This is a genomic window from Vibrio sp. 10N.261.52.C2 (assembly GCF_041471425.1).
In the GTDB taxonomy this organism is placed as follows: domain Bacteria; phylum Pseudomonadota; class Gammaproteobacteria; order Enterobacterales; family Vibrionaceae; genus Vibrio; species Vibrio crassostreae_C.
Genome location: NZ_JBFROH010000018.1, coordinates 42,297 through 54,894, shown reverse-complemented (window position 1 = coordinate 54,894; position 12,598 = coordinate 42,297). Strand labels below are relative to the sequence as shown.

Sequence of the window (12,598 nt, the reverse complement as noted above, 5' to 3'; positions counted from 1 at the left end):
ATAGTCAAATTTTGGGTATTTGTTAATCAGCCTGACGTCGTAAGAATGCTGGAATATCTAAGTATCCACTCTCTTTCTCAGCCTTAGGTGCTGCACTTTGGCTAGCGCCTGTACCTGAAGAAACAGGTGACGTTGTTGGTTGCGGCTTAACTTGAGGTTTAACCTCAGTTTTTTCTTGCAATGGTTGTGCCACTTTCTCTTCCACTTTTGGTGCAGTTTGAGCCGCTACCTGTGGTTGAGGAGTTGGTGCAACCTTAGCTTTACCACCAGCAACTAATGTAATGTCTGGTTTTTTCTCTGTGCCGATACCTGTTGCAACAACAGTTACGCGGATTTCATCTGTCATATCAGGGTCTAGAGAAGTACCAATCACAACTGTTGCATTATCAGATGCGAATGCCTTAACTGTATTACCTACTGTTTCGAACTCATCTAGACGCATATCTAGGCCTGCAGTGATGTTCACAAGAACGCCACGCGCGCCAGCTAGGTCGATGTCTTCTAGTAGTGGGCTAGAAATTGCTGTTTCAGCAGCTTCTTCAGCACGGTCTTCACCTTTTGCGATACCGCTACCCATCATTGCATGACCCATCTCAGACATTACGGTGCGAACATCCGCGAAATCGACGTTAATCATACCAGGGCGAGTAATTAGCTCAGCGATACCTTGTACAGCGTTTTTAAGTACATCATTTGCACTTGCGAAAGCTTCTAGCAGAGTTACGCCGCGGCCAAGTACTTTAAGTAGCTTTTCATTTGGAATCGTAATTAATGAATCCACATGTTTAGAAAGCTCTTCAATACCTTGCTCAGCAAACGCTAAACGCTTTTTGCCTTCAAAGCTAAATGGCTTAGTTACAACAGCAACCGTCAGCACACCCAACTCTTTCGCAACTTCAGCAATAACTGGAGCAGCACCTGTACCAGTCCCACCGCCCATACCAGCTGCGATAAATACCATATCGGCGCCAGTTAGAACTTCTTTAATTCTTTCTCGATCTTCGAGAGCTGCATCACGGCCTACTTGTGGGTTTGCACCAGCGCCCAAACCTTTAGTGATATCACCACCAATTTGGATCACGCTGCTCACGCTTGTTTTACGAAGTGCTTGTGCATCAGTGTTAACACTGATGAATTCTACGCCTTCGATTGATTCACGTACCATGTGCTCAACAGCGTTACCGCCACCGCCACCAACTCCAACGACTTTAATTACTGCATCGTCAGACATTTCCATCATCGGTTCAAACATGTGTTATCTCCGTTTTTTCCTGCAACTCAGGTTAAAACTCTTTTTGTATCCAATTACGCAATTTGCCAAATAAACCAGACATAGAAGGTGCTGAACGCTTAGGTTCGCTGTAATCACCTTCATCACTGATCTGACAATCTCTTGCGTAATGAAGTAAACCAACCGCCGTAGAATGATACGGCTCTTTAACATAGTCAGTTAAGCCACTAACTTCTAACGGCTTACCAACTCGAACTTGATTGCGGAAAACACGTTCCGCACACTCTACCAATCCGTCAATTTGTGCCGCTCCACCAGTGAGAACGACGCCAGCTGCAAGGTGGTGTTTAATACCTTCATCTCGTAGCTGTAATTGAACCGTATCAATAGTTTGGTTAACGAGACCCATAAGTTCAGTGTAACGTGGTTCAATCACTTCCGACAAAGTTTGTCGTTGCAAACTTCTCGATGGGCGACCACCAACACTTGGGACGTTAACAGAGTCATCCTTGCTTACGAGTTCACTCAGAGCGCAACCATGGTTTACTTTTATCTCTTCAGCATCGCTCACTGGCGTGCCGAAAGCGAAGGCAATATCACTGGTTACTGCATTTCCTGCGTAGGAAAAGACTTCTGTGTGTCGAAGTGCGCCGCCAGTCCAAATGGAAATATCCATTGTACCCGCACCGATATCGACAACACATACTCCAAGCTCTCTCTCGTCTTCAGTAATTACCGCATTGCTTGAGGCAAGTCCTGAAAACACGATTTGTTCTACTGTGAGACCACATCGTTCAACAGCTTTAATAATGTTTCTCGCCATGTCGCTATGGCAAGAAATTAGGTGAACACTGACTTCCATTCGAACACCAGATAAGCCAAGTGGGTTCTTAATCCCTTCTTGATAATCAATGGTAAATTCTTGTGGGATCACGTGCAGAATTCTCTGCTCATCACCTATTTTAATTGATTTCGCGGTATGGATCGCTCGATCCATATCGTCTTGAGACACCTCTTCATCAGAGATAGTGCCCATGCCTTTTTCAATTCGGCTTGCGATATGTTTACCCGATAGCGAGATAAATACATTGCTGATTTGGCATTCCGCCATCAACTCTGCTTGATCAATAGCTCGCTGAACCGACTTAACTACCGACTCTAGGTCGTTTACACCACCTTTATCCATACCTCTGGATGGGCTTTGCCCAGAACCAATGATATTGATTTGACCATCAGGCAATATTTCACCAACCAGAGCTGATATGGTCGCAGTGCCTATATCAAGACCAACGATTATGTTGTCATCTGCGGTCTTAGTCATCTGTGCTCTCTTCTAACTCTTGCTCTGGAAACCAGCCTACAGCGGCTCCCGTATCATACCTGAGGTCGATGTAGCTCACTTGATTCGCTTTACTACCAAGTTCGTTGTAAAGCGAAATGAAGCGTTCAACACGCTCATCTAAAGAATCTTTACCTAGTTCTAAACGGATACCGTTATCTAGGATTATTTGCCAAGCGCGACGCTCATTGAGAACGAGAGAGGTAACGGTTAACCCTAGACTGTTAATCAAAGGGGTTATCTGTCGCCACTTTTCTATCACTTCTTGGCTGGTGCCGTCTGGGCCGTAAAGCTTAACTCTATCGCCCTTCAACAGGCCGATATCACCATTAAACACCTGACCATCGTCATTCAGCAGCATGTTACCGTTCCAGATTGCTGCCGCATGGTACTCAGTCAAAAATACTTTTATTGTGTCTGGCCACTGCTTACGAATGGAGACCACTGAAACCCAAGGTAACGCTTCTAAACTGTCTTGCAACACACCGATGTCTTGCGACATGAAGGTTCCAATGTGCTCTAGCTCGCTAAAGGCATGTTGAACATCACCAGCGGTTACGTAAGTTAAGTCGCCTTGAAGTACTATTTTGGAGAGAGGCAATCGCTGATCGTCCCACATCCAAGTTAGTGTGGTATAGAAAAGAAACCCAATGAATAGCAATACCATGACAAAAAAAGACCCGCCTAAGGCGTGTTTCTTGAGCGACGGTAAACTGAATAGGTGGCGGTTTTCGCTAAAAGTACTTTCTACCAAAGCCCGCATTCCCTGTCGTTGGTTCGCAATTCTATTCCCTATCTTCGTAATAGAGGTAAAAGCACTTACTTTAACCTATGAATTATACTGAGCAAAATCAAACTATCAAACGTTGATAATAAGATTTTTGGTCAATTTTAGGTCAATCGCAAGAAGTGAGCGATTGACCACAGTCTGTAGACAGTATTCTGTTACGCGTTCTGCATTTTATTAATGTCTAACTGTAACGATTCCAACTGCTTCGCTACTCGACCAACATCGCCTGCACCCTGCGTTAAAACAAGGTCACCGCCTTGAATTACGTTGGCTAAAGCCGATGGCAGTGCGTTGATATCGGCAACAAAGATTGGGTCTATCTTACCACGCCCACGAATAGTTCGACTTAATGAACGTCCGTCAGCCCCTGCAATCGGTTTCTCACCTGCAGAATAAACATCTAACAGAATTAGGACATCAACCTGCTCAAGAACGTTCGCGAAATCATCATACAGATCGCGAGTACGGCTATAACGGTGCGGTTGGAAGATCATAACAAGACGTTTATCAGTCCAGCCACTACGAGCAGCTTGAATCGTCACATCAACTTCGGTTGGGTGATGACCGTAATCATCGACCAGCATTGCAACGCCTTTACCTGTTTCATACTCACCTAGGTGATCGAAACGGCGACCCGTGCCTTCCGTTCCCGCCATCGCTTTGAGAATCGCTTCATCGCTGATGTCATCTTCTGTTGCAACAGCAATCGCCGCGGATGCATTCAATGCATTGTGACGACCTGGAATGTTTAACGTGATATCAAGGTTAGCTTTACCTTCACGTACCACTGTGAATTTGCCTTGCTGGCCTTCTTGTACGTAGTTCTCAATACGAATATCCGCATCTTCAGAGAAACCGTAAGTAATCACCTGGCGACTTACCTGAGGAATAAGCTCACGCACTACTGGATCATCAACACACATCACAGCCTGACCGTAGAATGGTAGGTTGTGTAAAAAATCAATAAACGTCTGCTTTAGCGTTTCAAAATCGCCGCCGTAGGTATCCATATGATCCGCTTCAATGTTAGTTACGATACTAACCATAGGTTGCAGATGTAAAAATGAAGCATCACTCTCATCGGCTTCAGCGATAAGAATACGGCTTGAACCTAAACGTGCGTTAGTACCAGCACTTTTAACCAAACCACCGTTTACGAAGGTTGGATCTAGGCCGGCTTCCGAGTAAATCTGTGTCACTAGCGCAGTCGTGGTTGTTTTACCGTGCGTACCTGCCACAGCAATACCGTGACGAAAACGCATCAGCTCAGCCAGCATTTCTGCACGACGAACGATCGGTGTGCGCGCTTCACGAGCTGCAATAATTTCTGGGTTTTCTTCGTTGATAGCGGTTGAAACAACCACCACACTTGCGTCGGCAACGTTACTCGCTTGGTGACCGATATAAACGGTCGCACCCTTGCTAACTAAACGATCAGTCACTGGGTTTTGAGCAATATCAGAACCCGTGATCTGGTAGCCTTCATTTAGCAAGACTTCAGCAATCCCGCTCATTCCGGCACCACCAATACCAATGAAGTGGATAGATTTAACACGGCGCATCTCTGGCACCATTGCACGGATTTGCGCTAAGTCTTGGGTATGTTCAATCGTCATCAATTCAATCTCATTATTTTGCTAAAGCTTTAATCGCTTCAGCGACGGTCACATCAGCATCAAGCTTGGCGGCTTGACGAGCTTTTGTTGCCATCATTTTTAATTCATTTCTATCAAGCTGCGCGATAGTGTTCGCTAGCTTATCAGCCGTTAGTTGAGGCTGTTCAATCATTAACGCTGCGCCACATTCAACTAAATGGTCGGCATTCAACGCTTGTTGTCTGTCTTTGTGCATAAACGGAACGAAGATAGAACCGACACCTGCCGCAGACACTTCTGATACGGTTAATGCACCTGAGCGACACACTAATAGATCTGCCCACTCATAAGCTTGCGCCACATCATCAATAAATTCAGTCACTTGAACATTACCAACAGAATGTGATTTGTATTGCTCAATAACTTGTTGTTGATTGTTCTTACCCGCTTGGTGCATCACAGTGAAGCCTTCACCAAGCTGCGCCATCGTTACTGGCAAGGTATCGTTTAGGATTTTTGCGCCCTGACTGCCGCCCATAACCAAGATGCGGATGTCACCATCACGCTCAGCCATGCGTTGCTCGGGTTCAGCTAAGGCAACCACATCTTCGCGTACTGGGTTACCCACCACTTCTGCAGTAGGAAACGCACCAGGGAAAGCTTGGAAAACCTTTTTAGCAATCTTAGACAGCCATTGGTTGGTTAAACCTGCCACTGCATTTTGTTCATGGAGAACCACTGGAATGCCAGACAACCATGCCGCGATACCACCCGGACCACTCACGTAGCCACCCATACCAAGTACCACATCAGGCTGCCATGCTTTGATGTGTTGCCTTGCTTGAAGTATGGCATTAATAATCTGGAACGGCGCTTTAATTAACTTGCTAATGCCTTGACCACGCAGGCCTTTCACTTTGATGAAGTCGATTTCAATGCCATGCTTTGGCACTAAATCCGCTTCCATTCTGTCTGCTGTGCCTAACCAGCGAATTTCCCAACCTTGTTGCTGAAGCTTTTTCGCTACTGCTAACCCTGGGAAAACGTGACCGCCAGTACCACCAGCCATCACTAAAAGTTTTTTGTTTTGTTTCATCACGTTAGATTCTTATTCTACTAATTCGTTTTGACTATCAGCTTGTTCTTTTTGTTGCATTCGGCATTCGTGGTCAATGCGCAGCAGCATTGATACCGCCACAGACATAACAATTAAACTCGAACCACCATAACTGATTAGCGGTAGGGTTAGACCTTTGGTCGGAACGATGCCAGATGCAGCACCTACGTTAACAAGCGTCTGAAACGCAAACCAAATACCAATACCAAAAGCCAGATAGCCGCTGAACACTTGATCGTGTTCAAAGGCTTTTTTACCTATCAGAATGGCTTTTAACACCAAGCTGAAGATCAACATTAATACTAAGGTAACACCGACAAAGCCAAGCTCTTCAGCCAACACAGCAAATACAAAATCGGTATGCGCTTCTGGTAAGTATTCGAGTTTTTGAATCGAGTTACCAAGCCCTTGCCCCATCCAATCACCACGGCCAAACGCCATCAATGACTGAGTTAACTGGTAACCACTGCCGAACGGGTCGTTCCAAGGTTCCCAGAATGAGGTAACACGTCGAACACGATAAGGTTCTATAACAATCAAACCGACGACCGCGGCAATACCTGCCACCATCAAGGCGATAAACTGTGAAAGCTTGGCACCAGCAATGAATAGCATGCCGAACAGGGTCACCAGCATTACAACTACTGTACCTAAATCGGGCTGGCCTAGCAGCAGCACGGCAAAAGCGCCGAATACCATGATCGGTTTACCAAAACCACCGAAGAAGGTTTTTCTCACTTCATCTTGCTTCCGAACCAAGTAGCCCGCCATAAAGATAAACAGCGATAACTTGGCGACTTCAGCGGGTTGTAAGTTAAATAGCCCTAATGGGATCCAACGCGATGCGCCGTTAACCGACTTACCTACGGCTAATACCACAATCAGCAAGAAGAAGGACAAGCCCAGTAGATACATACTGTATTGAAACCAGCGTTGCATCGGGATTTGCAATATGACGCTAGAGACACCTAACGCCAATACAAGGAAGATGGCATGACGGAACATAAAGTGAAACGGCTGATCGGTTAAACGAGCACTGATGGGGAACGAAGCAGACGTCACCATCACCAAACCTGTCAGCATTAGCCCAAGAGCAATCCACACCAATTGACGATCGTAAAGCGCCTCGGGAGTAGCACGGTTTAGCCACTGCCAGATGGATTGATTAATCTCTTTGACTCTTTGCACTGAATGTTAGTCCTTCAACACGTTAAGCATACTCATGAGCAAGCTCAGTGAACGCATCACCTCTTGCCATGAAATTATTAAATTGATCGAAGCTTGCGCACGCCGGAGACAGCATCACCATATCTCCAGCCACCAGCTGTGGCGAGATAGATTCGATTATCTGCTGCATGGTATCGAACTTTTGTGCCGATGGGTGCAGAGGCATGAATTGATCTGCATCTTCACCGAAACAACACAGCTGAACACGCTCAAGTTGCGCCAATACTGGTTCAAGCTCACTAAAGTCAGCACCTTTACCAACGCCGCCAACCAAAAGATATAACGTACCTTGATACTCCAACCCAGACAGGGCTGCCAATGTGCTGGCTACATTCGTTGCTTTGGAGTCATTAACCCATTTGATTTCGCGCTTGTCAGCCACGACTTGGCAACGATGCGTCAAACCGTTATAGGCCTTCAAAGCATCAAGACTTTTGCTGTAGTCGATACCAACTTGCTTCAATAGTGCAAGTGAGACTAACGCATTCGCCACATTGTGACGTCCAACCAATGTTAAATCTTGGGTAGCAAGGACAGGTTTACCGTGATCGACCAACCACTCAGTACTATCAATCGTTGATACACCAAACTCTTGGTTATCTAGGCCAAAAGTCAACAATGGCATTGTCTGGTCAGGGTAAGTCTCTTTGTCTTCACGATTAACAGTCGCACACTGCGCGTTATTAAAGATTCTTAACTTGGCCTCACGGTAATCAGCCATGCCTTGATAGCGATCCATATGATCTTCAGACAGATTTAAGAATGCCGCAGCGGCAAGTTTTAAATTCGATGTAGTTTCTAACTGAAAACTTGAAAGTTCAAGGACATATAAATCCGCATCAAGTTCTAGAAGGTCTAGGGCAGGAATGCCAATATTGCCGCCAACGCCAACATTAAGCCCAGCAGCCTTAGCAAGCACACCAGTCAGATCAGTCACGGTACTCTTACCGTTTGAACCAGTAATCGCCACAACAGGCTTATCTACAGCCCAACCAAACAGCTCGATGTCGCCAACGACAGGCGTACCCGCTTGAAGCACATCTTGAATTTCAGGTGTCGCTAAAGCAATGCCTGGGTTAGCAACCACCAGATCAGCCTCAGCTAGCCATTGGCTATTCCAGCTTCCAGAATGCAGCTCAACCGACTCAGGCAAAGATTCCTTTCCTGGTGGTAGCTCTCGCGTATCAATTACCTTTACGCAAGTATGGGGCTGATATTTTACGAGATGTTTAACGACAGAGAGCCCGGTAATACCGAGCCCCACAACCACTACATTTTGAATATTTTGCCAACGTTCCATTTAAACAAGATGCTCTTAATAGTTTTAAAGAGCCCCTATTCAGAGGCTCATACAGGATTAACGAACTTTCAGTGTCGCTAGGCCAACCAGTACTAATACCATTGAGATTATCCAAAAACGCACGATAACACGCGGCTCTGGCCAACCTTTAAGTTCATAGTGGTGGTGAATCGGTGCCATGCGGAAAATACGCTGACCACGCAATTTGTAAGAGCCCACCTGCAGAATCACTGACAGAGTCTCCATTACAAACACACCACCCATGATCACTAGTACCAACTCTTGACGAACGAGTACCGCAATCACACCTAACGCACCACCCAGTGCTAGAGAGCCAACATCGCCCATGAATACTTGTGCTGGGTAAGTGTTAAACCATAGGAAGCCAAGGCCTGCACCAACGATAGCAGTACATACCACCACCAGTTCAGAGGTGTATGGGATGTATGGAATGTGTAGGTATGCTGCAAAGTTAACGTTACCTGTCGCCCAAGCGATAACAGCAAAACCCGCAGCAACCATAACCGTTGGCATAATCGCCAAGCCATCTAGGCCATCAGTTAGGTTAACCGCGTTACTGGTACCCACAATAACAAAGTAAGTTAGAACAATGTACAGTAAACCAAGTTGTGGCATCACATCTTTAAAGAAAGGCACCACTAATTGTGTCGCAGCAGTGTCTTGCCCATGAGCATACAGAGCAAACGCCACAACCAATGCAATAGCCGATTGCCAGAAGTACTTCCAACGCGCAATCAAGCCATCAGTGTTCTTACGAACCACTTTACGATAATCATCAACAAAACCAACTGCACCGTAACCGCCTAGCACGACAAGTACGGCCCAAACGTAAGGGTTTGATAAGTCAGCCCAAAGTAAGACCGTAATGATGATCGCAGCAAGGATCATCACACCACCCATGGTTGGTGTACCACGCTTACTGAAGTGAGACTCTGGGCCGTCATTACGAACAACTTGGCCAATTTGCAGCATTTGCAGACGCTCAATTAAACGAGGTCCCATCCACAGCGACAGACATAAAGCCGTCAAAATGCTCGCGATTGCACGAAACGATAAGTATTCGAACAAACGGAAAAAAGAAAAGTGTGGCTGTAGTAGCTCTGCAAGCCAAATTATCATGAAAAGTTCTCCTTTAAAGCAGCGGCTATTTTACTCATTCCTGCACTATTGGCGCCTTTTACCAACAAGGTATGTGGCGCGTTTTCTGGCAAGCTCAAGTGCTGCTCTATGTGCGCGATCATCGCTTCATGCGTTGCAAAGTGAGTGCCGTTACACACTTCACTAATCACCTTGGTATCATCACCGTAAGTGAGTACATGCTCAAAAGCGAATGGGGCAGCATATTCACCGACTTGACGGTGAAGTGCAAGGCTTTCATCGCCTAATTCAGCCATATTGCCTAAAATCAACCAACGCTGACCTTTGAAGCTCGACAACAATTTAGCTGCAGCCTTCATTGCCGGTACGCTGGCGTTGTAACTGTCATCTATCAGCTTGATATTCTGACTTAATTGTTGAACCTCAACTCGGCCTTTAACTGAGATGAGATTCGCTAAACCGCTTTTAATTTCTGCAAGCGTGGCACCGAATTGAATGCTCAGTGCTGCTGCGGCTAATGCGTTGGCTACATTGTGCTGACCAATAATGCCAAGTTCGACATCGATAGCACCTTGCGGGGTCTGCATATCAAAGCAAGCTTCACCCTGCTCGTTGATGCGAATATTCGTCGAAAAGTAATCCGCCGTGTCATCACTTTCAGAAAAGGTCAGTACGTTTTTGTCTGCAAGCACATCTTTCCAGAAGTCACCACCATTGCTCTCTAGGTTAACAATAGCAGTATCACCAGCAGCAAGCCCCTGAAAAATTTCGCCTTTCGCTTGTTTAACACCATCAATTGAGCCAAAGCCCTCTAGATGCGCGGCAGCAACGTTATTCACTAAGGCCACCTGTGGTTTCACAAGCTGCGTGGTATAGGCAATTTCACCAATGTGGTTCGCGCCCAGTTCTATCACGGCATAGTCGTCATTGGGTTCACTGCGCAGCAAGGTTAGTGGTACTCCAATATCATTATTGAAGTTACCCGCTGTAAACAGCACTTTGCCACGTTGTTGTAGAATACTCGCGACCATCTCTTTGACGGTCGTTTTGCCACAGCTTCCTGTTATCGCCATGGTTGGCACGTTACATTGTTTGTGGATCCAAGCACTTAGCTGACCTAAAGCAAGTTTAGTGTCTTCAACAACAACTTGAGTAATATTTAGGTCAAGTTTTCGTTGAACTAATAACGCACTCGCATTGGCCTCAACAGCCTGACCACAAAAATCATGCGCATCAAAACGTTCACCTACAAGAGCAACAAACAGTGCACCTTCTTCAACGGTGCGAGTATCGGTAGAAACCGCATTGATCAAACTATTGCTCGATTTGCCAGCCTCTATCAGCTGACCACTGACCACGGAGCAGATCTGCTCGAGTGATACATCAATCATTATGAAATACCTAAAAGTTGTAGTGCTGACTCTCGATCCGAATAGTGGATCGTTTTGTCTTTTAATACTTGGTAATCCTCATGGCCTTTACCAGCCAGAAGAATAATGTCGTTATTACCCGCCTGCTCTAGAGCAAACTTAACCGCCTGAAAGCGATCGTGTTCAACAAAGGCGACTTCAGGCTCACTTAAACCTGCCAGCATGTCTTTAACAATCAATGCCGGGTCTTCACTGCGAGGGTTGTCATCTGAAATAATAATGTTATCGGCGAACTGCTCTGCGGTAACCGCCATCATAGGGCGCTTGCCTGTATCTCGATCACCACCGCAGCCAAAGATTGCCCATAGCTTTCCAGAGCAATGTACACGTAGTGCTGCCAATGCTTTCTCTAAAGCGTCTGGCGTATGCGCGTAATCGACAACCACTTTTGCTTTGTTCGGCACTTGGAACAGTTCCATACGACCAATCACAGGTTGCAACTGAGGCGCAGTGTCGACCAAGATTTGCTTATCGATACCTAATGACAGCAAGGTCGCAAAGGCAACCAGTACATTTGATGCGTTGAACTGGCCAATTAAAGGAACAGACAGTTGTCCCTGCCCCCAGCTACCATCAAAAGCGAGTTTGATACCCGTCTCTGCATAAGCAACATCAGATGCCCATACCGACTGTTGGTAGCCAGTTAACGGAAGCAATGACACAGCTACTGCATTGGACAGATCAGCCATCCAAGCTTTACCGACTTCATCATCAACATTAATCACAGCGTGCTTACACTTATGCTGAGTAAACAAGCTCTTCTTAGCCAGAGCGTACTCTTGCATCGTGCCGTGGTAATCCAAGTGGTCACGGCTCAGGTTAGTAAATACGCCAACCTCAAAATCCAAAGCTTTTACTCGGCCTTGAACCAAACCATGAGAAGAGATTTCCATCGCTGTGTAAGCCGCGTTTTCTTCCGCTAACTCACTCAGTGTGCGTTGTATTTCAATCGCACTGCCGGTGGTATTCGCCGCGGTTTTAAGGTTGTCTAGAAAACCGTTACCCGTGGTGCCCATTACCGCAGAGCGTTGGCCGACTAAATCTAGCCACTGAGCAATCAATTGGGTGATAGTGGTTTTGCCATTGGTGCCGGTAACACCAATCAGCTTAGTCGCCTGAGACGAGTAAACACGACCGGCCAACTCAGATAACACCAAGTTAAGGTCTTTAATGTAAACAACCGGAACAGCATCCAACCACTCAATCAGACCATGGGCCTTTTCAGCATCAGCTTGTGCGATAACGGCATTGGCTCCCTGTGAGACCGCTTTGTCAATGAAACGACGGCCATCAACAGCATGCCCAACTACAGCAACAAAAATATCGCCGTCTTTGATGGCACGACTATCCAACTCCAACTGTTCAACGGCAATCGCATCCAGCTCAGGTGAACTAAAGTCACCCCAAGGAGAAAGTAAAGATGACAGCGTGAGGCTATTACTCATATTGA

The 12,598-nt window shown here is 46.2% G+C and carries 10 protein-coding genes; all 10 read right to left on the bottom strand.

What is annotated here, in order from left to right; all coding sequences use genetic code 11:
* Positions 1-22: 22 nt before the first annotated feature.
* The gene (gene ftsZ / locus AB4307_RS07405; protein ID WP_017059291.1) at positions 23-1,252 is read right to left on the bottom strand and encodes a cell division protein FtsZ; all 1,230 of its coding nucleotides are present in this window, start codon (positions 1,250-1,252) and stop codon (positions 23-25) included.
* A 31-nt stretch (positions 1,253-1,283) separates the two neighbouring features.
* Complete coding sequence (gene ftsA, locus AB4307_RS07400) at positions 1,284-2,552, bottom strand: cell division protein FtsA (RefSeq protein WP_010434747.1); 1,269 nt, start codon at positions 2,550-2,552, stop codon at positions 1,284-1,286.
* Positions 2,545-3,237 carry a cell division protein FtsQ/DivIB gene (locus AB4307_RS07395; protein ID WP_017059290.1) on the bottom strand — a complete coding sequence of 231 codons (693 nt, stop codon included), beginning with the start codon at positions 3,235-3,237 and terminating at the stop codon, positions 2,545-2,547. The genes ftsA and AB4307_RS07395 overlap by 8 nt, the downstream gene beginning before the upstream one ends.
* Positions 3,238-3,515: 278 nt before the next feature.
* Positions 3,516-4,976, bottom strand: a complete 1,461-nt coding sequence (gene murC, locus AB4307_RS07390; RefSeq protein WP_017059288.1) for a UDP-N-acetylmuramate--L-alanine ligase — start codon at positions 4,974-4,976, stop codon at positions 3,516-3,518.
* Between the two features lie 13 nt (positions 4,977-4,989).
* Complete coding sequence (murG, locus tag AB4307_RS07385) at positions 4,990-6,051, bottom strand: undecaprenyldiphospho-muramoylpentapeptide beta-N-acetylglucosaminyltransferase (RefSeq protein WP_017062898.1); 1,062 nt, start codon at positions 6,049-6,051, stop codon at positions 4,990-4,992.
* Positions 6,052-6,063: 12 nt separating this feature from the next.
* Positions 6,064-7,260, bottom strand: a complete 1,197-nt coding sequence (gene ftsW / locus AB4307_RS07380; protein ID WP_065584711.1) for a cell division protein FtsW — start codon at positions 7,258-7,260, stop codon at positions 6,064-6,066.
* Positions 7,261-7,282: 22 nt separating this feature from the next.
* Positions 7,283-8,599 carry a UDP-N-acetylmuramoyl-L-alanine--D-glutamate ligase gene (gene murD / locus AB4307_RS07375; protein ID WP_065584710.1) on the bottom strand — a complete coding sequence of 439 codons (1,317 nt, stop codon included), beginning with the start codon at positions 8,597-8,599 and terminating at the stop codon, positions 7,283-7,285.
* Between the two features lie 57 nt (positions 8,600-8,656).
* Positions 8,657-9,739, bottom strand: coding sequence for a phospho-N-acetylmuramoyl-pentapeptide-transferase (mraY, locus tag AB4307_RS07370; RefSeq protein ID WP_017059284.1), 1,083 nt, complete (start codon positions 9,737-9,739; stop codon positions 8,657-8,659).
* Positions 9,736-11,109 carry a UDP-N-acetylmuramoyl-tripeptide--D-alanyl-D-alanine ligase gene (locus tag AB4307_RS07365; RefSeq protein ID WP_372083351.1) on the bottom strand — a complete coding sequence of 458 codons (1,374 nt, stop codon included), beginning with the start codon at positions 11,107-11,109 and terminating at the stop codon, positions 9,736-9,738. Before AB4307_RS07365 ends, mraY begins: the two co-directional genes overlap by 4 nt.
* Positions 11,109-12,593, bottom strand: coding sequence for a UDP-N-acetylmuramoyl-L-alanyl-D-glutamate--2,6-diaminopimelate ligase (gene murE, locus AB4307_RS07360; protein ID WP_372131518.1), 1,485 nt, complete (start codon positions 12,591-12,593; stop codon positions 11,109-11,111). The genes AB4307_RS07365 and murE overlap by 1 nt, the downstream gene beginning before the upstream one ends.
* Positions 12,594-12,598 lie beyond the last annotated feature (5 nt).

Bases quoted from the DNA above. Each gene is read 5' to 3' on its own strand.
- murG (WP_017062898.1), bottom strand. From the start codon at position 6,051: ATGAAACAAAACAAAAAACTTTTAGTGATGGCTGGTGGTACTGGCGGT.
- AB4307_RS07365 (WP_372083351.1), bottom strand. From the start codon at position 11,109: ATGATTGATGTATCACTCGAGCAGATCTGCTCCGTGGTCAGTGGTCAG.
- mraY (WP_017059284.1), bottom strand. From the start codon at position 9,739: ATGATAATTTGGCTTGCAGAGCTACTACAGCCACACTTTTCTTTTTTC.
- murC (WP_017059288.1), bottom strand. From the start codon at position 4,976: ATGACGATTGAACATACCCAAGACTTAGCGCAAATCCGTGCAATGGTG.
- ftsZ (WP_017059291.1), bottom strand. From the start codon at position 1,252: ATGTTTGAACCGATGATGGAAATGTCTGACGATGCAGTAATTAAAGTC.
- murE (WP_372131518.1), bottom strand. From the start codon at position 12,593: ATGAGTAATAGCCTCACGCTGTCATCTTTACTTTCTCCTTGGGGTGAC.
- murD (WP_065584710.1), bottom strand. From the start codon at position 8,599: ATGGAACGTTGGCAAAATATTCAAAATGTAGTGGTTGTGGGGCTCGGT.
- ftsA (WP_010434747.1), bottom strand. From the start codon at position 2,552: ATGACTAAGACCGCAGATGACAACATAATCGTTGGTCTTGATATAGGC.
- AB4307_RS07395 (WP_017059290.1), bottom strand. From the start codon at position 3,237: ATGGTATTGCTATTCATTGGGTTTCTTTTCTATACCACACTAACTTGG.